The sequence below is a fragment of the Sinorhizobium chiapasense genome (assembly GCF_036488675.1).
GTDB lineage: Bacteria > Pseudomonadota > Alphaproteobacteria > Rhizobiales > Rhizobiaceae > Sinorhizobium > Sinorhizobium chiapasense.
In genome coordinates, this window is the sequence record NZ_CP133148.1 from 2,384,180 (window position 1) to 2,407,959 (window position 23,780).

The 23,780-nt window shown below is 61.9% G+C and carries 21 protein-coding genes; 14 read left to right on the forward strand and 7 right to left on the reverse strand.

What is annotated here, in order from left to right; all coding sequences use genetic code 11:
• The first annotated feature begins 194 nt into the window (after positions 1-194).
• From RB548_RS11585 to RB548_RS11620, 8 genes are all read left to right on the forward strand, one after another.
• Positions 195-2,540 (forward strand): KAP family P-loop NTPase fold protein, encoded by a 2,346-nt coding sequence (locus RB548_RS11585; RefSeq protein WP_331371463.1) that lies wholly within the window; start codon positions 195-197, stop codon positions 2,538-2,540.
• 293 nt (positions 2,541-2,833) lie between these two features.
• The gene (locus RB548_RS11590) at positions 2,834-3,247 is read left to right on the forward strand and encodes an NUDIX hydrolase (protein ID WP_331371464.1); all 414 of its coding nucleotides are present in this window, start codon (positions 2,834-2,836) and stop codon (positions 3,245-3,247) included.
• 229 nt (positions 3,248-3,476) lie between these two features.
• Positions 3,477-3,686 (forward strand): cold-shock protein, encoded by a 210-nt coding sequence (locus tag RB548_RS11595; protein ID WP_331371465.1) that lies wholly within the window; start codon positions 3,477-3,479, stop codon positions 3,684-3,686.
• A gap of 140 nt (positions 3,687-3,826) precedes the next feature.
• Positions 3,827-4,114 (forward strand): cold-shock protein, encoded by a 288-nt coding sequence (locus RB548_RS11600; RefSeq protein WP_331371466.1) that lies wholly within the window; start codon positions 3,827-3,829, stop codon positions 4,112-4,114.
• A 136-nt stretch (positions 4,115-4,250) separates the two neighbouring features.
• Positions 4,251-4,487 carry a 30S ribosomal protein S21 gene (rpsU, locus tag RB548_RS11605; protein ID WP_180938254.1) on the forward strand — a complete coding sequence of 79 codons (237 nt, stop codon included), beginning with the start codon at positions 4,251-4,253 and terminating at the stop codon, positions 4,485-4,487.
• Between the two features lie 664 nt (positions 4,488-5,151).
• On the forward strand, positions 5,152-6,264 hold the full coding sequence (locus tag RB548_RS11610; RefSeq protein WP_331371467.1) for an AI-2E family transporter: 1,113 nt from the start codon (positions 5,152-5,154) through the stop codon (positions 6,262-6,264).
• 508 nt (positions 6,265-6,772) lie between these two features.
• Positions 6,773-7,885: an efflux RND transporter periplasmic adaptor subunit gene (locus RB548_RS11615; RefSeq protein WP_331371468.1), complete on the forward strand. Its 1,113-nt coding sequence runs from the start codon at positions 6,773-6,775 to the stop codon at positions 7,883-7,885.
• Between the two features lie 3 nt (positions 7,886-7,888).
• Positions 7,889-11,125: an efflux RND transporter permease subunit gene (locus RB548_RS11620; RefSeq protein WP_331371469.1), complete on the forward strand. Its 3,237-nt coding sequence runs from the start codon at positions 7,889-7,891 to the stop codon at positions 11,123-11,125.
• Between the two features lie 36 nt (positions 11,126-11,161).
• On the opposite strand, the gene RB548_RS11625 is transcribed toward RB548_RS11620, so the two are convergent.
• Positions 11,162-11,689: a cupin domain-containing protein gene (locus tag RB548_RS11625; RefSeq protein WP_331371470.1), complete on the reverse strand. Its 528-nt coding sequence runs from the start codon at positions 11,687-11,689 to the stop codon at positions 11,162-11,164.
• A gap of 319 nt (positions 11,690-12,008) precedes the next feature.
• On the opposite strand from RB548_RS11625, the gene RB548_RS11630 reads away from it, so the two are divergent.
• Complete coding sequence (locus RB548_RS11630) at positions 12,009-13,085, forward strand: diguanylate cyclase domain-containing protein (protein WP_331371471.1); 1,077 nt, start codon at positions 12,009-12,011, stop codon at positions 13,083-13,085.
• 361 nt (positions 13,086-13,446) lie between these two features.
• Positions 13,447-14,523, forward strand: a complete 1,077-nt coding sequence (locus RB548_RS11635) for a diguanylate cyclase domain-containing protein (protein ID WP_331371472.1) — start codon at positions 13,447-13,449, stop codon at positions 14,521-14,523.
• A 281-nt stretch (positions 14,524-14,804) separates the two neighbouring features.
• Here RB548_RS11635 and RB548_RS11640 read toward each other — a convergent pair whose 3' ends face one another.
• The 6 genes from RB548_RS11640 to RB548_RS11665 form a co-directional block, all read right to left on the reverse strand.
• The gene (locus tag RB548_RS11640) at positions 14,805-15,494 is read right to left on the reverse strand and encodes a glutathione S-transferase family protein (RefSeq protein WP_331371473.1); all 690 of its coding nucleotides are present in this window, start codon (positions 15,492-15,494) and stop codon (positions 14,805-14,807) included.
• 27 nt (positions 15,495-15,521) lie between these two features.
• Complete coding sequence (locus RB548_RS11645) at positions 15,522-16,103, reverse strand: VOC family protein (RefSeq protein WP_331371474.1); 582 nt, start codon at positions 16,101-16,103, stop codon at positions 15,522-15,524.
• Between the two features lie 78 nt (positions 16,104-16,181).
• Positions 16,182-17,483, reverse strand: coding sequence for a phenylacetate--CoA ligase family protein (locus RB548_RS11650; RefSeq protein WP_331371475.1), 1,302 nt, complete (start codon positions 17,481-17,483; stop codon positions 16,182-16,184).
• Positions 17,476-18,282, reverse strand: a complete 807-nt coding sequence (locus tag RB548_RS11655; protein ID WP_331371476.1) for a citryl-CoA lyase — start codon at positions 18,280-18,282, stop codon at positions 17,476-17,478. The genes RB548_RS11650 and RB548_RS11655 overlap by 8 nt, the downstream gene beginning before the upstream one ends.
• Positions 18,283-18,410: 128 nt before the next feature.
• The gene (locus tag RB548_RS11660; RefSeq protein WP_331371477.1) at positions 18,411-19,223 is read right to left on the reverse strand and encodes a class I SAM-dependent methyltransferase; all 813 of its coding nucleotides are present in this window, start codon (positions 19,221-19,223) and stop codon (positions 18,411-18,413) included.
• Between the two features lie 90 nt (positions 19,224-19,313).
• Entirely contained in the window at positions 19,314-20,222 is a 909-nt protein-coding gene (locus RB548_RS11665) for an SDR family oxidoreductase (RefSeq protein WP_331371478.1), read from the reverse strand.
• Between the two features lie 83 nt (positions 20,223-20,305).
• On the opposite strand from RB548_RS11665, the gene RB548_RS11670 reads away from it, so the two are divergent.
• The 4 genes from RB548_RS11670 to RB548_RS11685 all read left to right on the forward strand — a co-directional run bounded on the left by RB548_RS11670 (position 20,306) and on the right by RB548_RS11685 (position 23,724).
• Entirely contained in the window at positions 20,306-20,887 is a 582-nt protein-coding gene (locus tag RB548_RS11670; protein ID WP_331371479.1) for a TetR family transcriptional regulator, read from the forward strand.
• Positions 20,888-21,035: 148 nt separating this feature from the next.
• Entirely contained in the window at positions 21,036-21,710 is a 675-nt protein-coding gene (locus RB548_RS11675; RefSeq protein WP_331371480.1) for a glutathione S-transferase family protein, read from the forward strand.
• Positions 21,711-21,788: 78 nt separating this feature from the next.
• Positions 21,789-22,838, forward strand: a complete 1,050-nt coding sequence (locus RB548_RS11680) for an aldo/keto reductase (protein WP_331371481.1) — start codon at positions 21,789-21,791, stop codon at positions 22,836-22,838.
• Between the two features lie 136 nt (positions 22,839-22,974).
• Positions 22,975-23,724, forward strand: a complete 750-nt coding sequence (locus RB548_RS11685) for a class I SAM-dependent methyltransferase (protein ID WP_331371482.1) — start codon at positions 22,975-22,977, stop codon at positions 23,722-23,724.
• Positions 23,725-23,780: the final 56 nt, after the last annotated feature.

The window sequence follows — 23,780 nt, forward strand, 5'->3', positions numbered from 1 at the left end:
CTCGGTGGGAGAAAGATGGGGCCGAGGGATAGAGCGGGTGTTTTACAGGGGTGTGACAGGGGGGATGGAGGGGGATTGTTTCACCGTTACTCCAAGGGCGATCGGATTAAAGTCGGGGATAGGCGTTTCACGGAGTTGCTGATCCTTCCACCACATGTACAGGTTGTGTTTTCCGTCCCTTGCTGGTGAAGAAAATGAACCCCGCCGATCCGCCGATTTTGTTTAGCTGTGATGACCGTCTCGGACGGGCGAGTTTTGCGAAGAGTTTGGCCCGTAAGATCGATCGCCTCACCGATTTGGACAGCGGTTTTGTTATTGGGCTCGACGGTGAATGGGGTTCAGGCAAAACCAGCGTGATAAACATGGTCGTCCAAGCTCTACGCCATCTAGAGATGGAGGAAAGCAGCCCTCGGAAACTGCAACATGGTGAGGCGCCGCTGGCTTTATCTCATGACGAACTGGACGCTCTGGCCCCCGTCTATTTTAAAGTTGCGCCGGAATTCGATCATTCAAACAGCGATTTCTCTTACTTGTCGCTAGACCAGTTTAATAGGAGCGTAGCACGGAGGCTGGCAACACCGCCGATACCACCCGAAGCTCTTTATAGATATTTCCGGTTGGATCTAGCGAGGAAAAGAGCTCCACGAAATCTCGTTGTTAATTTCTCGCCTTGGTTAATCCCCAGCGCATCATCGCTCGCGGCAACTTTTATTTCGGATTTGGCGCGAGCAGTCGACGGAATTTTGGGTGAAGATGTTGCAAGCGCTTTCAAAGCCTATGCCGCGCGGATTTCGGAGTTAGCTCCTATAGCAGGTGCTTTCGCCGATTTTGGATCGTCTGGCGTAGGAAACATATTCAGGGTGGGCGGCAGCTGGCTAAAGAACTACGCCGATGAATCAAAGTCCCTAGATGACCTCAAGGGGGCGCTGGAACAGCGGCTGAAAACGATAGCTCCAAGCAAAATCGTTGTCGTGGTGGACGACCTCGATAGGTTAACGCCCAGCGAAGCCGCACAAATGATTTCTTTGGTGAAGGGATTGGGACGCTTACCCAACGTCGTTTATCTCCTAGGCTATCATCTCGACGTGCTCGCCCAACACCTCGAAAAGGTCTACCAGGGAAAATCGGGCGACGGGTCACTCTACCTTGAAAAAATAGTTCAGTATCAGCGTCGCTTACCCATGCTTGCGGTGAACAGTCTGGTAAACTTGCTTGAGCCTCTTATTGAGGACTCATTGACGAATGCCGACGAGAATACACGCAAGAGATTCGGAGATGCTTGGAGGAATTTTGCCGCACATCATATAAAAACGCCGCGCGACGTAGTGCGGATAGGGAATGCATTCAAGATCGCACATAGTGATGTGGGAGAATTCACGGACCCCGCAGATCTGTTTATTCTTGAGGTTTTACTAGCAAAAGACGTTTCTCTCTACAGTTGGATCAGGCAAAATCTTTCAAGCCTTTGCGGTGAAGATTTTGAATTTGCCGGCGCTGATGGTCGTCGTAGGCTGCGAGAGGTTATCGAAAAACAAGGCTACGAGAAAGACGATTTGAGTACGCGCGCTCTGGCATTGCTCTTCCCTCGTGTGGCGGAGGCATTTCAAACATACGGCTCAACCAATGAAGACTCTAGGTCGCGTGCTCAAAAGCGTCTTCATCTCCTCGAGTTTTCCCGGGCGTATTTCGACATAGCACCACCGCTGGGAGCGTGGGAAAAGAGCTTCATGTCCCAGATTATCGCATCTGATAGCCCTGATGAGGCGATTGCAACCATCCTCACACGCGCGGCGGCCACCGGACAATTTCAAGCATCTTTGCGCGCTCAATTCCTAGAAGAACTTGTTTCTGAGTTTGGAGATGGCCGTCCTATTCCTCTGTCATGGTTTCAAGCCCTTATCCGATGCAGCAAAACATTGGCTCAGTTTAAGGATGAGGAGCGCTCCTTCATCAGCCGGCGAGACAACTATCAGCGCATCACGAATGCCATTTTTCGCGGGCTGGACGCTACCGATGAACAGCATCGGGCCAATCTTATTCTCAGCACTCTCAAAGAGGCCGAAGATATCAGTATTCTCTGCCGTATTGTTAGGACAGCCATTGGCGATCAAAATTCGGATCAAGGAAATCGACAACGCTTGAGCTTTGCTGGGCACGAAGATCTGGTCCGCAATCGATTGATCGAAGTCATAAAGCGTCTCGCTGACACAGGGGCCATTTGGGAACAAGTTAGTCCTTCGGACCTCATCTGGTTTTGGAGGGGGGCCTCCCAAGAAGAAGCTGTAACTCAGTACCTGAATGACGAAGCCCGAAATGACGATTCCTTTCCGCACATCGTCGATCTTCTGGTGGGTACAGTTACCTCGTCTGCGGAAGGAGAATATGAACATGTTCCGGAATGGACAGACAAACTAATGGATGTCGCGGCCTTCACAAAGGAGGCTGAGAGACACGCTTCGGACGCAAGCGACCGGCATTTCACACAGGCTAAGCGGTTTCTTGCCGCTTATGAACGCGGCAAAAGCGATCGTTTCGACTAATGAGAAGCATTGCCAACGCAGTTCATGTCGCCTCGCATCCGACGCGTGGCAACGCGCCAGCGGAATAAACGCTACTCAACTACACTTCACTCGTCAGTGGCGTAGAATGCCTGGCGCTAGCTTCTCGCTACCACCCCTTTTTTTGTCTGGCCTCGTCGCAATCACAGGCTCTATTACAACCGACTCCTGCCCACCAACCACGTGGCCTCTAGTTGATAGAAGCGCATTTGGCCTCACTTGCTTTCAACCCTATTGTGCCATCCTCAATCCGGCGCGCAGCAAGGTGAGCAACCTTGACCACAATCCGCATCGCCGCCGCCTTGCTGCTCCGCCCCGACGGCCAAACGCTGCTCGTGCGCAAGCGCGGGGCGAGCGCCTTCATGCAGCCGGGCGGGAAGATCGGCCCCGGTGAAACGCCGGATGCGGCCTTGGCGCGGGAGCTCAGGGAAGAGATCGACCTTGACGTCGAGCCCACGTCCTTCGAGGCCCTGGGTGAGTTCCATGCCGAGGCATCCAATGAACCGGGGCACCGCGTCCATGCGGATGTCTTCCTCGTCAGGACGGAGCAGGTTCACTTCCATCCCGCGGCCGAAATCGAGGAAGTGAAATGGGTTTCGCCCTTTGATACCGGCGGCGTGGCGCTCGCGCCGCTTACCGCAGACTACATCTTTCCGCATTACCGGGAGAAATTCTTCAAAATAATATGACTGTTTCAATGCCGCTTCCGGTTCGTATTTCCGCGCCCGCAAAATCCGCGTCCGCGATTAAATTCCGCCCGTCCATTGCATATTCGGCAATAGGGTCTATATAACAGCCGTCGAACATTGCTTGTGACCTTTGCCTCAGCGCCGACGCGCTCGACAGATTTCCTCTCAAATATCGATCAAATCGGATGAATATTCGTCCGGAAACTCCAGCGATTGAAAGGAAATCGTTATGAATTCAGGTACCGTAAAGTGGTTCAACAGCACCAAGGGTTTTGGTTTCATCCAGCCCGACGATGGCACGACGGATGTGTTCGTGCATATCTCCGCCGTTGAACGCGCCGGCATGCGCTCGCTCGTCGAAGGCCAGAAGGTCAGCTACGACATCGTGCGCGACAACAGGTCCGGCAAGAGCTCGGCCGACAATCTGCGCGCCGCGTAATTTGTCATTCGCCGCCGCTGACCACGGATGTACTGGCAGCGGCTTGTGCGGATGACAGGAAGAGGTCGGGGTAATGCCCGGCCTTTTTGTTTTGCCTCGGGAAGCTCCCGACACCGGAAGTTTCCGCAAAGGAGATGGCGATGAGCCGGAACAGCTACAGGATTGGCGATACCGTGGTCCTCAAGCCCGACCTCACCCGGACGGCGAGCGCCGACAGAAAATGCCGCATCGTCGGGACCCTGCCGGCGGCCGAATACGGCGAGCCGCAGTATCGCGTTCGCTTTGGAACCGAGAACTTCGACCGGCGCATCTTCGAAGGCGATATCGATGCCTCCGAAACGGACTTGCCGGTTCGGCAGGACGACGCGGCGGCGATGATCAGTGGCAAGCCATGGCTCAAACCGTTGAGCACCAAGACGACCAAGTGAAGCTGTCGCCGTCGGCGACGCGAAGCGGTTCGCCGGCCGTAATCTGAAGCCGGGAGTCCCCGCTTCAAATCAAGACGAAAACCGCTTTCGACCAACGCGTAAACACGGAACCAGCCGTTGAAAGGAAGGATAGACTTTGCAAGTACTCGTCAGGGATAACAATATCGAGCAGGCCCTTCGCGTTCTGAAGAAGAAGATGCAGCGCGAGGGCATTTTCCGCGAAATGAAGGCGCGCAGCGCCTACGAAAAGCCGTCCGAAAAGCGTGCGCGCGAAAAGGCGGAAGCCGTTCGCCGCACCCGCAAGCTCGCCCGCAAGAAGCTCCAGCGCGAAGGCCTGCTGCCCGGACCGAAGAAGGTCGCCCGCTCCCGCTAGCGGAAAACCGGTGCCGGCGAAAGGATCTTCATCCTTGCGCCGGACATGCCCGAATTGATGCAGAAATTCACTGATGGAATGAGCGCTGCGCGCGTCAGTACAGCGCCCGCGCGTATTATTAGACGCCACACTACACGACAGCAGCGTAATTGGGTCTGGCGGTTGCTTTTTTCGCCGTCATCCCTGTGCTCGTCACAGGGATCCAGCAGCGTCGCGTCTGCGGCGCGGAAGAGTCTTTTCAGCCCAAGGACTTGGGCTGACTGGATTCCTGTGACAAGCACAGGAATGTGGGGGCGGATGAGGTGCCTTACGATACCGCAGCCTACTGTCTGTAGTGTGATCAGACTGTAGTGTAATCAGACGTCCAAAGGCGGCTTTCGCACTTTGACTTGCTATGCCGCATCCCGCGACAATTGAAAGCTCGCCTTGCCGACGGCACGCGCCGGGCATCTTCCCGTCGCCTCACCCCCGCTGTACACTCCGCTTGCCGCCTGATCCTGTCCTCGCCCGGACTTGACGATCGTGCGGCCATGCCAGCCGTCGCGGGGGCAAACGGCGGCAGGCGGTCCTCGCCCCTACAGCGCCGCGCGTCTTATCAGACGCGCAAAGACGTTGGCTTTGAATCGGCTACGATTTAAGGAAACATGCAGTAGGGGGAGCCACCATGGATGATGTTCAAACTCCGGTGAAAACGGAGGCCGGTGCAAGCAGTCCGGCCAGCCCGCCGTCGATCGAGCCGCGCGTCACCGAGTTCCTGCGGCTCGGCGTGCTGGCGCTTTTCGCCTATTGGTCGCTGACCCTTGTCGCCCCCTTCGCGATCATCGCCATCTGGGCGGGCATCCTCGCCGTCGCGCTCTATCCGGCATTCAAGGCGCTCACTGCCCTCCTCGGCGGTCGGCCCCGGCTTGCGGCGGCGACGATCACGCTCCTTGCGCTGGCCGTCATCGCCGGCCCGCTGGCGGCAATCGCGCTGAGCTTTGCCGAAGCGGTGCAGGCGCTGCTTGGAAAACTGGCGGCCGGCACGTTCGCCGTGCCGGCGCCGCCGGATGCCGTGCGCGACTGGCCACTGATCGGCGACTGGCTGCATACCGCCTGGACCCAGGCCTCCGGCAATCTCGAAGCGACGCTGCAGCGCCTCGCGCCGTCGCTCCTGCAGGCGGGCGGCACCGTGCTCGGCAAGATCGCCGGCATCGGCCTCGACCTCATCGGCTTCATCGTTTCGGTCATCATCGCCGGCTTCCTCTTCCGTCCCGGCCCGCGGCTTGGCGAGGGCCTGAAGCTCTTCGCCCGCCGGGTCGCCGGCGAGCGCGGCGCCGGCTTCGTCGATCTCGCCGCCGCGACGATCCGCAATGTCGCCCGCGGCGTGATCGGCGTGGCACTCCTGCAGGCGCTGCTTGCCGGGCTCGCCTTCTCGCTTTTCGCCATTCCCGCGGCAAGCGTGCTCGCCTTCGCCGTGCTGATCTTCTGCATCGTTCAGATCGGTCCGGCCCCGGTGCTGCTGCCGGTCGCCATCTGGGCGTGGATGTCCATGGAGACCCGCGCCGCCCTCGGCCTGACGCTGATCCTGGTTTTCATCGGCCTGATCGACAACGTGCTGAAGCCGATGCTGGTCGCCCGCGGGCTGAAGACACCGATGCTCGTCATCCTCGCCGGCGTGATCGGCGGCACGCTCTCCTATGGGCTGATCGGCCTCTTCCTCGGGCCGATCGTGCTCGGCGTCTTCTATGATCTCGTCGTCGCCTGGATGGGCTCGACGCGGCGGGAGGACGAGGCGTAGCCGGTCTGAAGCTATCCGAGGAGGCTCGGCACCCTAACTTCCGCCCTGCACAACTAAAGCGCCGTGCGGATACCACGGTATAAGACAGCAGCCTACTGCTGCCTCGTCGGTTGCGATGCAGCAAGGCTTCTTCTCCGCCCTCATTCCTGTGCTCGTCACAGGAATCCAGTCAGCCCAAGTCCTTGGGCTGAAAAGACTCTTCCGCGCCGCAGACGCGGCGCTGCTGGATCCCTGTGACGAGCACAGGGATGAGGGCGAAAAAAGCTTCCGCCAACCCACTACGCTACTTTCATGCCCTGTGGTTTCCGACGCACGACGCTATAGCACCTTGATTTGCTGCATGTTTTCACCCTCAAATCGGTTTCGGTTTAAGAGAGATGCAACTATCTTGTCGATAATCGATCAATCTCCAGTTGCGTGACTTGCAACAGTGGAAGTGCTCTGATTTCAATACTCCAGCGGAGATAAGGGCCGCCTCAAGCTGTTTCGTTCATAGGGAGGACGTTGCATGCGTGGTTCGAGGATCCTGGCTGCCGCCCTTTTATCGGGCTTGCTCGTCGCAATTCCATCGCAAACGGCCCTCGCCCAGCAGGCACCGGCGCCCGGCGTGATCGTGGCGCCGGCCGCGATCATGGATCTGCGCGAAAGCGCCGATTTCACCGGCAAGGTCGTGGCGATCCAGAAGGTCGGCATTCGCGCCCGCGTCTCCGGCTTCCTGGAGGCGGTGAATTTCAAGGAGGGCGACAAGGTCCCGGCCGGCGCGCTCCTCTATCAGGTGGAAGATGGCGCCTATCGCGCCGCGGTGCAGGAGATCGAGGGACAAATCAAGGCGGCCGAAGCTGCGCGTCAGCTTGCCGTACTCGAGCGCGACCGCGCGCAGCAGCTGATCTCCAGCAACACGATCTCGCAGGCGAGAGTCGACACCGCGAATGCGGAGCTCGCCAAGGCCGAGGCCGAGATCGTGCGCCTCAACGGCAGCAAGCAGGGCGCCGATCTCAACCTCTCCTATACGAAGATCATCGCACCCTTCGAGGGCATAACCGGCCTCACGAGCGTCGACGTCGGCGCCCTTGTCGGACCGGACTCGGACGCGCTGGTGACGCTGACGCGGCTCGACCCGATCTATGTCGAGTTCCCGGTCGCCACTGCCATTTTCCTCGAATATCGCCAGCGGGCGCTGAGGGGCGAAGTCGGCCGCGACGCCAATGTCGAGCTTCTGCTGCCGGACGGCACCACCTATCCGAAGAAAGGCACCATCAACTTCGTCTCCAGCAATGTTGCGCAGGGAACCGATACCGTCACCGTCCGGGCCGAGTTCGAGAACCCCGACTACCTCCTGCTCGACGGCACGCTGGTGAGGGTCACGCTCGAGGCAACCGACAAGCAGGAGGTGCTCGCGGTTCCCCAGCAGGCGATCCAGCGCGACCAGCAGGGCGCCTTCGTGATGGTGGTCGGGGCGGGTGAGAAAGTCGAGCTTCGCCGCGTCGACGTCCAACGCACCGCCCGCGGCCAGGCGGTCATCGCCAAGGGCCTCAAGGAGGGCGAGCGGGTGATCACCGACGGTGTCGGCAAGGTCAGGCCGGGCATCGTCGTCGATGCGGCACTGGCAACGGGCGGCTGAGCCATGATCTCCGAGATCTTCATCGATCGTCCCCGCTTCGCCGCGGTCATCTCCATCGTCTTGACCCTCGCGGGCCTGATTGCGCTGACCGCGCTGCCGGTCGCGCAGTTCCCCGATATCGTGCCGCCGCAGGTGAGCGTGACCGCCAGCTATCCGGGCGCCGGCGCCGAGGTGGTCGAGTCGACCGTGGCGCAACCGATCGAAAGCCAGATCGTCGGCGTCGACGACATGCTCTACATGAAGTCGACGAGCGGCGCCGACGGCTCCTACACGCTGACGGTGACCTTTGCTGTCGGCACCGATCCGGACATCGCCACCGTCAACGTGCAGAACCGCGTCTCACTCGCCGAGGCGAGGCTGCCGTCCGAAGTCAAGCAGACCGGCGTCAGCGTGCGCAAGAAATCCTCCGCGCTGATGCAGGTGATCGCGATCTATGGCGAGGGCGAGGACAACAGCTTCGACAACCTGTTCCTGTCGAACTACGCCACCATCAACGTGATGGACACGATCAAGCGCGTGCCGGGCGTCGGCGACGCCTCGCTCTTCGGCGCGCAGGATTATTCGATGCGGGTCGTGCTCGACATCGACCGGCTGACGAGCCTCGGCATGACGCCGACGGACGTGATCAATGCTCTGAAGGCCCAGAACATCCAGGCGGCGATCGGCCGCATCGGCGCCCAGCCGATGACCAACGATCCGCTCTTCCAGCTGAATCTCCAGACCCAGGGGCGGCTCACCGATCCGGCGCAGTTCGAGAACGTCGTGCTGCGCGCGGAAGCCGACGGCTCGTTCGTGCGCGTCCGCGACGTCGCCAGGGTGGAGCTCGGCGCGGCGAGTTCGGATTCGAGCTCCCGCTTCAACGGCAAGCCGGTCGCGATGATCGGCACCTATCTAGCGCCGGGCGCGAACGCGCTCCAGGCCGCAGACGGCGTCAGGGCCGCGATGGAGCGCCTGTCGCAAGCCTTCCCGGAGGGACTCACCTACAAAGTTTCCTATGACACCTCCGAATTCGTCGAGGCGAGCGTCGAGAATGTCGTGGAAACGCTGATCGAGGCCTTCGTGCTGGTGATCATCGTCGTCTTCCTCTTCCTCGGCAATTGGCGCGCAACGCTGGTTCCGCTCGTCGCCGTGCCCGTGGCCCTCGTCGGCACTTTCGCGGTGATCCTCGCCATGGGCTTCTCGCTCAACACCGTGTCGCTGCTGGCGCTGGTGCTCGCGATCGGCATCGTCGTCGACGACGCGATCGTCGTCGTCGAAAACATCGAACGTGTGATGGAGGAAAACCCCGGCATGCAGGCGCCGGAGGCCGCGCGCCTTGCGATGGGCGAAATCACCGGCGCGATCGTCGCCATCACCCTCGTGCTCTTATCGGTCTTCGTGCCGGTTGCCTTCATCCCGGGCCTGAGCGGCCAGCTCTTCCAGCAGTTCGCGGTCGCCGTCTCGGTGTCGATGGTGATCTCCGCCATCAACGCGCTGACCTTGAGCCCCGCGCTCTGCTCGATCCTGCTGAAGCCGCATCACGGCGAGAAGCGCGGCATTCTCGGCTGGCTGTCGCGCCGCATCGACAATGGCCGCGACGGCTATGTCTATGTCGCCGAAAAGATCGCGCGGCGCGCCGTCATCGGCCTCGTTCTGATCGCCGTCGCAATCGGCGCCACGGGCTGGCTGTTCCGCATCGTGCCAACCGGCTTCCTGCCGAGCGAAGACCAGGGCATGTTCTTCACCGAAGTGCGCCTCCCCGAAGGCGCCTCCTACAACCGCACCAATGTCGCGTTGCGCCAGGTCGAAACCTTCCTCCGCGGCATCGAAGGCGTGCAGGACGTGACGAGCGTCTCCGGCTACAGCTTCCTCGACGGTATTTCGAAGTCGAACAGCGCCTTCGCGGTCGTCACTATGAAGCCCTTCGCCGAGCGCGAGGCGGCGTCGGCTTCGGTCAACAGCGCGGTCGCCACCGCCATGGCCAAGGGCGTGACGATCCGCGAGGCACAGGTCTTCGCCTTCAACCTGCCGCCGATCCTCGGGCTCGGCACCGGCTCCGGCTTCGAATTCCAGTTGCTCGACCTGCAGGGCCGCTCGGCGGCCGACCTTTCCGCCACTGCCGGCGGGCTGATTATCGCCGCCAACCAGAACCCGAAGCTCGGGCCGACCTACACCACCTATTCGGCAAGCGCGCCGCAGCTCTATCTCGATATCGATCGCGACCGCGTGCAGGCGCTCGGCGTCTCGATCAGCGATCTTTTCGCGACGCTGCAAGGCACGCTCGGCTCCTACTATGTAAACGACTTCAACCTTTTCGGCCGAAGCTGGAAGGTGAACCTGCAGGCGTCCGAGGCCGACCGCGATTCCGTCAACGATATCCAGCGTCTGCATGTGCGCAATGCGTCGGGCGGCATGGTGCCGGTCGCGGCGGTCGCGCGCGTCGACTATATCGTCGGCCCGCAGACGATGGTGCGCTACAACAACAACCGCTCGATCACGCTGAACGGCCAGCCCGCCCCCGGCGTCTCCTCGGGCGAGGCGCTTGAGGCAATGGCCGCGCTTTCCGCCACTACGCTGCCGCCCGGCTACAGCTACGCCTGGACCGGCACCGCGTTGCAGGAGCTCGAGGCTGCCGGCCAGACCACGGTGATCCTGGCGCTCGCCGTGCTGTTTGCCTATCTCTTCCTGGTCGCGCTCTATGAGAGCTGGACGATCCCGGTTCCGGTGCTGTTGTCGGTGACCTTTGGCGTCGCGGGCGCCCTGGTCTCGGTGCTGATCGCCGGCCTCTCCTTCGACATCTACGCCCAGATCGGCCTCGTCGTCCTGATCGCGCTCGCCTCGAAGAACGCGATCCTGATCGTCGAATTCGCCAAGTTCCAGCGCGAGAAAGGCGCGGGCATCGTCGAAGCGGCGGTCGAAGGCGCGCGCACCCGCTTCCGCGCGGTGATGATGACGAGCTTCGCCTTCATCGTCGGGCTGATCCCGCTGGTGACGGCTGAAGGCGCCGGCATGCTCAGCCGCCGGGCCGTCGGCACCGGTGTCGCCGGCGGCATGCTCGCCGCCTCCCTCCTCGGCATCTTCGTCATCCCCGCCCTCTACGTCGCCTTCCAGTGGCTCCGCGAACGCGGCCACAAGCTCGCCGGGCTGAGAGAGCACGGGACACACGCACCACCGGCGCCAGCCGAAGCGACCGAGACGCGGGAAGAGCGTGGGGAGACTGGCGAGACAGAGCGTGCCCCTGCGTCGGTTGGACAGGATTGAGGCGGCGAGTACTCCTCGCACCTGCCCGGAGCGGACCTAACCGTCTTTTCGCTCAGCCTTTGCGGCGCGCAACAGGTCCGGCATCCCATCGTGCGGACCCAGGTCATGCGTCGGATGACCGTCCCACCAATCGGGGTGCAGCGTTTTCCGGTCCGGATGGAGCGGATAGAAGACACGATTCTCGCGCTTCGTCCGTTCGCCCACCACCAACAAGCAGACCTCGGCCTCCGTGTTGTTGAGGAAGCAATGCGCGATCCCGGTGCCGGCCTCAAATCCGACGGCATCGCCCGGCCTCAATCGATAGAGGTGCCCGTCAAGCCAAACATCAGGTTCGCCTTCGAGGACATAAACGAACTCTTCGTCCGCGCTTTCGGCGTGCGGGAAAGAGGTGCGCCGGCCGGGCGGCAATCTCTCGTGGTGGATGCCCAGCTTCGTCAGGCCGAAATGCCTGCCGAACGGCGCGCCGACGCTCATCAGTTCGTCATCTTCGTCATAGTGGACGTCGTCTGGCTGCTCGATCTCGCTCCAATGGGCGATGAAGGACGGGCGCTCTGGCGTTGCCATGGGGATCCTCCGGTGTGGACGTGCAGATTACCGAAGAGAGGGTCCGCTTTCCATCCACTGCGGACACTATGCCTATCGACGCGGGGCTCTGCTCAACCAAAATCCCCTGACCCCAAACATTCTCCCTATTCCCTTCACCCGCCCTTAACGCGAGTCCGCTTACTCTCGGCCGTTCGATCGGATGCATCAGGCATCGTTCCGTCCGCATCATGCGGGGTCGAAGAAAAATCCTTGCCGCCGTTTTTCCGATCCGAGGTTTCCGCTTCATGCGTTCCCTCCCCGTCCCGCATCAGACGCTTTTCCTGAAAGGTGCCGCACCATGGCTGTCGTGAGCCCTTCCCCGAAACATATTGCGCAGCAGATCCGCCGGGACCTCTATTACAATGCCTTCGCCACGCTGGAGCGGCTGCAGATCGATGCCTCGCCGGTCAATTACGAGCTGATGTGCGAAATCATCAGCGGCAACAATCCGGAACTGCGCGAGAGATTCGCCCGCCTCGGCCGCGACGTGACCGAGGAGGATCTGGATGTGCTGGCGCGTATGTACCTGCCGCACCATTTCGGCCAGTCGAAGGTCGAGGAGTCCGCCACCCGCATCCAGAGCGAACTCTCGACCTTGAAGGAGTCGCTTCAATCGGGCCAGCATTCGCTTTCGAGTTATTCGACCATGCTTGGCCAGGCGAGCGGCAATTTCTCCTCGATCGATCCGGGCGACACTCAGAGGATCCAGTCCGAGCTGCAGGCGATCCGGGCGGCGACCGACGTCCAGCGCTCGAAGAGCGATGAAATGCTGGAAAGCGTTTCGACCCATATCTCCGCGGTCACTGCGATCACCGGCGATCTCGACGAATTCGAGCGGGCGAAATTCACCCATGCCGCCACCAATCTCGCCAACCGGCGCGGCTTCAACCGCAAGCTCGCCGAACTTTACGGCGGCGATCGCTATCCGGACGGCGCAGCACTCATTCTGTGCAACCTGCTGGCGCTCGAACCCTTCGAGAAAAAAGAGCTGATCAAGCTCAAGGAAGCGATCCTGCAGCGGCTCGGTTCGGTCATCTCGCAGACCATTCACGCCAGCGATTTCGCCGCCTGGCTCGACCGGCCGCAAATCGGCATTCTCGTGGCGACCACCAGCGAAGCGGAAATCCAGCGGGTCGCCGAGCACATCCGCATGAGCTGCCTGCGCGCCTTCAGCGGCCAGCGGCCGGGCATGCCCGCCGTCGCAGCGCATTTCGGATGCAGCACGACCTATGACGCCGATACGGCGGCGAGCCTTTTCGTCCATGCCGAAACGGCGCTCGAAACCGCCACCGAACAGGCCGGCGAAGCCGTCGTCTTCTTCTCCGACAGCAAAGCCGGCAGCCAGCGCAAGGACTGGTCGCTCTACAAGCGGTGACTTTCCAGCCGAGACGTTCGCCGCTCTCGTACTACTGCCTTCCTTTTTGATTGCACCTTCCCTGATCGGATCGGTTCAGGGAGCGCGCACTCATTTTCACGGCCACGGCCGTTCTCTCCGCACTGCTTCGTCGTTTCCGATCGATCGCAATTGCTAATTCACCAGTCGTTAATGGACGGTCGCTTACTCTAGGTTGTTCGACCGGACGCAGTCGCGTCAATCAGGCCGCATGAATGGCGGAGTCGGACGCGATACCCTTCGCTGCTGCATATCGATACGAGGCCCGGCCTCACGCGTACCTGTCCGACCATCGTCCCAGGTGCATTTGCCTGTGACGCCTCTGTGTGAAAGGCGCTGCTCCATGGCGACTGCGAATGCATACCCGAAACAGCTTGCGGAGCAGAACCGCAAGGAACTCTGCTACACCGTCTTTGCCACGCTGAACCGGCTGGAGATCCATGCCTCGCCGGTCAATTACGAGCTCATGTACGAGATCATCAGCGGCAGCAATCCGGAGCTGCGGGAGAAGTTTGCCCGCCTCGCCAAGCCGATCGCGGAGGAAGAGATCGACGCACTCGCACGCGCCTATCTGCCGCATCATTTCGGTAAATCGCTCGTCGACGAATCCACCAACCGGATCCAGAGCGAGCTTTCGACCCTGAAGGAATCGCTGCAATCGGGCCAAAATTCCCTCTCGAGCTATTCAAGCCTGCTCGGCCAGGCGACCGGCAAGATCTCCTCGATGGACCCGAGGGACACGAAGTCGATCCAGTCCCACCTGCAGGCAATCCGGCAGCTGACGGAGGTCCAGCAGTCGAAGAGCACGCAGATGCTCGAAAGCGTTTCAACGCAAATCACGGCCGTCGCGGCCATTGCGAGCGACGTCGAGGAGTTCGAGCGCACGAAATTCACCCACCTCGCTACCAACCTCGCCAACCGCCGGGGCTTCAACAAGAAACTCGCCGAACTCTATGGCGGCGAGCGTTACCCCGAAGGCGCATCGCTCATCCTCTGCAATCTGCTGGCGCTCGAACCCTTCGAGGCCAAGGAACTCGTCAAGCTCAAGGAAGCGATTTTGGAGCGGCTCGGCCTAGTCGTGTCGCAGATCGTGCAGACGACCGACTTCGCCGCATGGCTTGACCGGCCGCAGATCGGCATCCTCGTCTGGACGAGCGCCGAAGCGGAAATCCAGAAGGTGGCGGACCAGTTGAAGAAAAGTTGCCAGAGCGCATTCGACAGCCGACAGCGCCGGATGCCGGTGGTTCTCGCCCGCTTCGGATGCAGCACGACCTTCGATGCCGGCACCGCCTCCGAACTGGTCGGCCACGCGGAAAAGGCCCTGCAAACCGCCACCGAAACCGCGAGCGACAGGGTCGTCTTCTTCGCCGGCAGCGAAGCCGGCGGCACGCGCAAGGACTGGATGCTCTATCGGAAGTAACGCGTGCGGCAGTCTCGTGAACCAAGCGGCGGCACCAATCTGGATCCTCGGGTTAAGCCGCGTGACCTACAGCGCCGCGCGTCCAATCGGACGCGCAAAGGACGCTGTAGCACTTTGAATTGCTGCATGTCTTTGTCCTTAAATCGGCTACGATTTAAGGAAGCATGCAGTAGCGTGACCCGAGGATCCAAATACGAACAGAAAAAGCCGGTTGCTCGAGTGAATCCGTAGGAGACCATCACAACCCGCTGATCCAAAACCCTAACTACGCGCTACCCCCATCACCGCTGACCCCGCACATAACTGATATAGCCGCGAACATCCGCTGCCGGCTCGCTATAGGCGCTGCCGAGCGCGTTCTCCATCGACGCCATATAGGCCTTCGCCCAGTCCGGCAGCGGATAGTCGATCACCGCGAGGAACTCCAGCGTCGCGGCTAGCCTGATGTCAGCGATCGAGGGCTTCGCGCCGCCGATGAAGGACCTTTGGCCGATAAAGAACTTGTGGAACACCTCGAGCGGTTCGGCCAGCGCCTCGGTCGCGGCCATGCGCGCATGCTCCTTCGTCACCGGGTCGGCATCGCTGTAGCCGACCTCGCCCGGATATTGCGGGAAATTGAGCGCCGGATAGGTGGCGCGAGCGAGATAGGGATAGAAAGTGCCGATCAGATAGAACATGGCGCTGTCGATCATCGCGCGCGCCTCGGGGTCTTTCGGATAGAGGTCATCGAGGCCGTTTTTGTTGCACAGATACTGCATGATCGCGCAACTTTCCCAGAGCGCCCCCTGCGGCAGGTCGCCCATTTCGATCATCGGCGTCAGGTGCGACGGCGCCTTCGCCAGATATTCGGGCGTGCGCGTCCGGCCGAAGACGTCGTTCTCGTCGAAATCGAGGCCGGCCGCACGCATGAAGACACGCGCCGTCATGTTGTTGACGCTAGGCTTGATCACGTTGAGCTTGATTTCAGGCATGGTTGGTCCTCCCTTTTATTCCCACTCTTAATAGGGGTTCTTCGGCGTCCGGTCGTCCGACAGCGACCCCCGCGTCCGTTCGATCAGCGCCTCGATCGCATCGGCAAGGTGCACTTCGGCGATGTTGTAGTCGCCGCGCGCCACCCGCACTTTGTGCGCCTCCATGAGCACCTCGGCATGGGTGTGGCCGGCCGGCGGCTCGAAGCGATAGGAGGCGAGCTCGACGAGCAGCCCGAGCGGATCCTCGAAATAGATCGAATCCATGAAGCCGCGGTCCTTGACCCCGCTGTGCCGTATTTCCCGCTCGTTCAGGCGCTCGACAGCCTGCTGGAACGTCGCGCGCGAGACGGCGAAGGCGATATGGTGCACGCAGCCGATGTCGGTCGAGGTCCGCTTCGGATCGGGCTTGCGGTTCTCGTCGGTGAAGACTGTGATCAGCCGGCCGTCGCCCGGATCGAAATAGAGATGGCTTTCCGTCGCCCGGTCGAGGTTCGGCTGCTCGAAGATGAAGGGCATGCCGAGCAGGCCTTCCCAGAAATCAATCGATGTCTGCCGGTCCGCGCCGACCAGCGTGATGTGATGGACCCCTTGCGCTTGCAACTTTCGCATCGTCGTCCTCCCCTTTTTGTCCTTTTGGCAGCGCGCAGGCGGAAACCGCAACGCGCCCGCTCTGATTTTACTCCAGCCTCACTGCTGCACCAGTTTCGACTTGTATTCGCTGCGGTGAAGTGACCCCCAGGGCACCATGTCCACCCGCGTCGAGACGACAAGCACCTCGCGAATGCGCTTTTCGATGCTCGCCGCGAGTCCCGGGCCACCTTCGCTGTCCTTGCCGAGTTCCACCGAAACCGGCAAAGGCGGCTCCTGCCGTGCGCCCGTCGCTACCGGCCTCACCAGGATCATGCCGCTAACCGCCGGCGCAAATTCGCTGACCACGTCGCGGATCGCCGAGGGAAAGACGTTGACGCCGCGCACGATCAGCAGGTCGTCGGTGCGACCGATGCAGCGCACCCGCGGCGCTGTCCGCCCACAGCGGCAGGCGGATGTCCACATCTCCACATGGTCGCGCGTGCGAAACCTGAGCATCGGCGCCGCCCGGTGGCGAAGATGCGTCAGCACCAGTTCGCCCTTTGCTCCGTCTTCGATGGCGATGGGCGCAGCGCTTTCCGGGTCGATCAGTTCGGCATGCACGAAGCCGCGGCCGCCGAGATGCATGCCGCATTGCTCCTCGCATTCGCCCCAGAGCGACACGCCGATATCGCCGATGCCCATTGCCTCGGTCACCTTCGCGCCCCACGCATCTTCGAGCCGCACCCGGAATTTTGGCTCGCCGCCGCCGGGCTCGCCAGCGACCAGCACCCGCCTGACGCTGGAGCCCTTCAGATCGAAGTCGCGCTCGGCCGCCCACTCGCCAAGATAGGCCGCATAGGAGGGCGTCGTCACCACGGCCGCAGGCTTCAGGAGGCGGATCGCCGCCATCAACCGCTCGGTGTTGCCGGTGCCGACGGGAATATGACACAGGCCGATCCGGTCGAAGGCCGCAAGCGCCGCGCCGGCCACGAACGGCCCGGCATTGTAGGTCGAAACGATCGCCTCGCCCGGCCGGATGCCGGAGGCCGAATAGCTGCGCGCCGAGGTCGTCACCCAGTTGTCGAGGTCGCCCGCCGTCAGCGGAATAAAGCTCGGCGTCCCGGTCGTCCCGCTGGTCGAATAGATCCGCACGATTTCGTCCATTGGCGCGGCCACATGCGTTCCCATCGGATCGGCTGCGCTGCAGCTTGCGCGGATTTCGCTCTTTTCGGTGAGGGGTAGCTCGGCGATGGCGGCAAGGCCGCCGATCTCGTCGGCGGTGGCGAAGCCGGCGGCCTCCAGCTTTCTCCGGTAGAAACGCGAGCGGGCAAGCAGGTACTTGATCTGCTGTCGATAGAACTGATCGTCGAGCCGGGCCTGCTCGCGCCAGGGCAGCGTTTCGATCTCGGGATCAAGCATGATCAGCGCCGCCCTCCTCGTCGTCGTTCCGGTAGATGACCGCCGCCTCCGCTGCCGACGCCAGGGCGAAGCCGATCGGGTTTTCCCGCTCTTCAGTCAGATGCGCCAGAATACCGGCCGACCGGGCGAGCAGCGGCACCGCCTTGATCATCGTCACCGGGAAGCCGAGGTCGAGAAGCACGGCGGCGATCGGCATGGACACGTTCATCACCAGCGGCTTGCCCCAGAGCTCGGCCGCGATCGTGCGGATGGCCCGCGCGAGTTTCACATGGCTGCCGCTCACGCCGCGCTCATCGGCAAGCTCGAGAATGCGCTCGGCGCGCGGATCGACGGGCCGGTGCAGCGGATGGCCGAAGCCCGGAAGCCTGCCGCCCGCCTCGCGAATATCCTTGACCAGCGCGCGCACCACCGCATCGGCATCCTCGCCGCCCGCTATGCGCGCCTCGGCCTTGGCCAAGAGCGCGCCGCAGGGCTCGGCGGTTCCGACCAGCACCGGCCCGCAGCCGAGAAGACCGGCGGCGAGAGCGCCCTGCAGAGAACCCGGGTCGGCGGCAAGCGTCATCCGCGCCGCCTGCACTGTCGGCATCATGCCGTGCTCGGCGATCGCGATCAGCAGCAGGTCGAGAAAATAGCGCTGGTCCTTCGTCGGTTCCCGGCCGGTCGCCAGCAGGTGGAAGTATTCCGTAAACGTCAGCCGTCCCATCAGGTCGCGGCAGAGATCGCGGCCGCGCACCTCGACCCGATCCGCGCTCGCCGTTGAGATCCGGCTCGTCGCCGCACGCTGTTTGCCGATATGCATGTCTTCCTCCGGCGATGCATCAAGACTAGAGCGCCGTGCGTTCAAGTGAACGCACAAAGGACGGTCTAGCACTTTGATTCTAGAGCATCTTATCCGCTTTCAGTGATTCCACTTGAAAGCGGGATGCTCTAGCGGCTGGCGCTCACGACATGGGCCCTCATCCGCCCCTTGATCGCCCCCTCGCCGAACCGTTGTCTAACGGCATTTGCGGCCGCCTGCGTCGCCGCGCCGAGGCCTGAAGGATCGCGGGCCTCTATTTCGTTTCGGAATGGCGAACCTTGGCAGAAACCGGTGGCGATCTCCTCAGCCGAAAGCGCCCCGCTCGTCTTTTCCAGCGTCTCCAGCGTGATGTTGCGGAAACCGGCCGCCTCGAGGTCGGCGCGGATCATGGCCGGGTCGGCATAGCCGTGCGGTGTCCTCACCATGAACCGCGGCGGGTCGTCGGGAAAATGAGCGGCCACCGCCTCGGTCACGGTCAGCGGCAGTTCGTTCGCCTCGATCGCGTCCCAGACATTGAAGAGAAAATAGCCGCCCGGCTTCAGCACGCGATGGGCTTCGCGGTAGGCCTGCACCCGGTCGGGGAAGAACATCACGCCGAACTGGCAGAGCACGACGTCGAAGCTCCAGGCCTGGAACGGCAGCGCCAGCGCGTCCGCCTGCCGCCAGGTGATGCGCGGATCGTCGCCCTGCCTTTGTGCCGCGAGATCGAGCATCGGCTGGTTGAGGTCGCTCGCGACGAGCCGCGCATTCGCATCCATCTCAGGGGCGAGCGCACGGGTAACGACGCCGGTTCCGGCCGCGATCTCCAGAAGATCGTGGGGCTTCAGCCGCGCCACACGCGCAGCAAGGTCGCGCGCATAATCCGAGAAGATGAGCGGCACCAGCAGTCGGTCGTAAAGATCCGGTATCGCCCCCGCAAACACCTTGTCCATTTCCGCCATCGTGCCCGCCTCCCGTCAAACAGATGCCGAAGGCGCGATCATACGCCGGTCGGGGGAAGCGCGGAAGGTGGGTGCGAACTCCTCGAACGCTTACCGGTAACCCGTCGCGTCCGCCGGCCTGCCGGGATCCATCACCTCGTCCATGTAGCGCCAGCAATCCGGACGGGAGCCGTCGAGATCGGTGAAGCCGTAGACCTTGGCAAGGCCGCCGCTTGAAAGTGACGTGCCGTTCCAGCGGGCCTTGTCCGGGTCGGCAGCAAGTGCTGCGACCGCGCGGCCGATGAAATGCGGCGTCTCGGAGATGACGAAGTGCGGCTGCTTCTCAGCCGCGTCGCGCCAGTTGGGCTCCGTCACGCCGAAGGCTTCCAGCATCATTTCCGAGCGCAGCCAGCCGGGTGTGAGCGAAACCGCGGTCGCGCCGTGGGGCGCGAGGTCCTTGGCATGCGCCCAGGCCATGCGGTTCGCCGAAACCTTGGCAAGGTCGTAGAAGGGCGAGAGCCGATAGTGCTCGGCATTGTATTCCGCCGTGCCATCGGTCACCTCGACGAGAAGCCCGCCCGGCCGCTCGATCATCAGCGGCAGCGCGTAATGCGCGGTGATCAGATGCGTGTCGATCGCAAGCCTCAATATCCTGAGGCCGTTTTCGAGATTGTGGTCCCAGACCGGCTTGTCCCATTCGAACAGCCGCTCGCCGCCCCAGATGTCGTTGACGAGAATGTCGAGCCGGCCCCGCTCCTGGCGGATACGGTCGACGAGCGCCTTCACCTGGTCCGGCCGGAGGTGATCGACCTGGACGGCGATCCCGACGCCGCCTGCCGCCGTCACCCGCTCCGCCGTTTCCTCGATTGTCTCCGGCCGTTGATACTCCGATTGCTCCGTGCGCGTCGTCCGACCGGTGACATAGACGGTCGCGCCCGCCGCGCCCAGTTCGACTGCGATGCCGCGCCCTGCGCCGCGCGTTCCGCCGGCGACCAGCGCCACCTTTCCCGTGAGCGACATCCCTTTTCCTCCATCGAAAATCGTTGGCATTTATCGTGACCGGCATATATAAACGCTTATTCGGTTATAAATAAAGGTCCGAAATGCCTCGTCCCAAAACCTTGCCCGACGAAAACGTGCTCGACATGGCGCTCGCGATCATGCGCAAGGACGGACCGGACGCCCTGACCTTCGCAGCGCTTTCGGCCGGCTGCGGACTTTCCGCCTCGACGCTGGTGCAGCGCTTCGAAGGCAAGGCCCGCCTCGTCCAGGCTGCCCTCATGCAGGCATGGGACCGGCTCGACCGCCTGACGCTCGAACTGGCTAAGAGCACACCGAAGACACCTGAAGGCGCGGTGGCGCTGCTCGTCGGGCTTTCGGGCGATTATGGCGGCATCGAATCCTATGCCGACGATCTCATGATCCTGCGCGAGGATCTGCGCGATCCGGACCTACGCGCCCGCGGCACCCACTGGCGGAACGTGCTGTCTGAAGCGATCGAGGCGCGCTTCTCCGGCGTGCCGGCCGCTCCCGCCGGCATCGGCCTGATGATGGCCTCTCAATGGCAAGGCGCCCTCCTCTGGTGGAGTTTTGACCCACGCATGCCGGTGCAGGACTACGTCCGCCAAAGCCTCGACCGCTTCGTTGCCAGCTTCGTGCATGCGTCACCGATCACCGTCGAGTGATGGCTTTGGCGCGCTGCACCCACGGCAGGCAGGACGGCCGTTCATGCCACGCCGCCGATCTGCATTGGAACACTCCCCTTTTTCGCGCCGCGATCACGCCCTATAGTCATGGCGCGACGGCATCGGCCCGAAGACAAGGGATTTCGACATGGCGCTTACCCTCTACCTCCATCCGCTCGCTTCCTTCTGCCACAAGGTGCTGATCGCGCTCTATGAGACCGGCACGCCCTTCGAAAGCCGTGTGGTAGACCTGGCGGATGCGGACGAGCACGCCCGCTTCCTCGATCTGTGGCCGGTCGGCAAGATACCGGTGCTGCGCGACGACGCCCGGGACCAGACGGTGCCGGAAACCTCGATCATCATCGAATATCTTGAACGGCACTATCCCGGCAGAAAGCCGCTTATTCCGCTCGACGCCGCGCAGGCCCTCGAAGCGCGGCTCTGGGATCGCTTCTTCGATCTCTATGTCCAGGTGCCGATGCAGAAGATCGTCACGGACAAGCTGCGGGCGACCGGCGAGAATGACCGGCGCGGCGTCCTCGATGCGCGCGCGGCACTGGCTGTCGCCTATGACATGCTCGAACGGCAGGTGGCCGACAGGACTTTCGCAATCAGCGAGGGCTTCACGATTGCCGACTGCGCCGCCGCACCCGCGCTCTTTTATGCCGGCATCGTCGTGCCTTTCGACGGCACGCATCCCAATCTGGCCGCCTATTTCGAGCGGCTGCTCGAGCGCCCCTCTTTTCAGCGCACGCTCGCCGAGGCGCGACCTTATTTCCCGCTGTTTCCCTACCACGACGCGATTCCGGCGCGCTTCCTTTGACGTCGCGGGCGCCACCGCCGCCGGCAATATGCGGTAGAATGCACGCGACGCTGTCGAAAACCACGGAAGGATCGGGAAATGGAATACCGTCTGCTCGGCCGCTCGGGCCTGAAAGTCTCGACGATCACCATGGGCACCATGACCATCGGCGGCGAAGGCAAGTTCGCCCAGGTCGGCAGTGTCGGCCTCGACGAAGCGCGCCGCTATGTCGATCTCTGCCTCGATGCCGGCGTCAACCTGATCGATACCGCCAATATCTATTCCGCCGGCGCATCGGAGGAGATCATCGGTGAGGTGCTCGGCGGCAAACGCAAGAACGGCGTGCTGATTGCCACCAAGGCGCGCTTTTCCATGGGGCCAGGGCCGAACGACGGCGGCCTCTCGCGCCATCACCTGATCAGCGAATGCGAGGCGAGCCTGAAGCGGCTGAAGACGGACGTCATCGACCTCTACCAGGTGCATCAATGGGACGGCCAGACGCCGCTCGAAGAAACGATTGCGGCGCTGGACACGCTCGTCAACCAGGGCAAGGTGCGCTACATCGGCTGCTCCAACTATTCCGGCTGGCACATCATGAAGGCGCTCGGCATCAGCGCCAGCGAGCATCGCCACCGTTTTGTCAGCCAGCAGATCCACTACACGCTCGAGGCCCGCGAGGCCGAATACGAGCTGATCCCGATCGCGATCGACCAGGGCTTGGGCGTGCTCGTCTGGAGCCCGCTCGCCGGCGGTCTGCTTTCCGGCAAGCACCGGCGCGGCCAGACGCCGGATGGCACCCGCCAGCTCGCCGGCTGGAACGAACCGCCGATCCGCGACGAGGAGCGGCTGTGGAAGATCGTCGACATGCTGGTGGCGATCGCCGGCGAGCGCGGCGTCTCGCCCGCGCAGGTGGCGCTCGCCTGGACGATCGGCCGCAAGGGCGTCACCTCCGTCATCATCGGTGGACGCAAGGAGGAACAGTTCCGCGACAATCTTGCCGCCGCCAGCCTCAAGCTCACCGACGAGGAGCGTGAGTTGCTCGACGCTGTCAGCCTGCCGCCGGTCATCTATCCCTATTGGCACCAGCTATGGACGGCGAAGGATCGCCTCGGCGAGGCCGACCTGTCGTTGCTCGGGCCGCATGTTTGACGCTAATCGTGGCGCATCAATCCTGAAGCACTTCTCAGTTTACCTCCAAGTTGGTAGCTAGAAGCCCAAATGTTCAGTTCGACAACAAAGCAAATTGGGGGAAAGGTTTACGCTTCGCGTATGTGGAGGACAGGAGATGACCCCGGTCGCTCGTCGAACTGCCGACATAGCTTCCGATTGGAAGTCGAACAGTTACTATGCGTTCGCCGAGCAACAGGCTTGGACGGACGTGTTTTGGAATCCGACATCTCAGTTCCGACGACTTTTCGAGCAACTCGACTCGAGCAAGATCGTTGATCTGGCATGCGGACATGGGCGCCACACGGCTCGCCTGCTCGATGTCAGGAGTGGAAGCGACGCGCCTGAGACGGTCTATCTGCTAGATGTAAATCAGGAAAACATCGACGCCTGCAGGGCCCGGTTCAACCACGACCCACGAATAGAGATGTATTGCAACGGCGGTTATGACTTTCATCCCATTCCGGATGAGTCAGTCACCGCAGTCTTCTGCTATGACGCGATGGTGCACTTCGAGTTTGATGCCGTCTTTTCATACATCAGGGATGCCGCTCGTATCCTCCGACCCGGTGGACGAGCCTTGTTTCATCACTCTAACTTCGCTTCGGCACCCGGAGCCGATTACAAAGAAAATCCCCATTGGCGCAACTACATGAGCAGGTCGCTTTTCGCCCACGCAGCTAACAGAGCCGGATTGAGCATTCTGGACCAGGTAACGATCAATTGGGACGAGGAAACTCATCTTGACTGCCTGTCGCTCGTAGAAAGACCGGTAGATGCAAACCTGATTCTAGTGGCTAGGCAGGAGCGGAAGTTTGACTTCTATCGAAGGATGCGTCGAAAGCTGAAGTCACTCGTCAAAGGATGAAAGCATCCCGCAATTCAAGTGCTGCGTCGACCTTGGCGCGTAACATGAGACGCGCG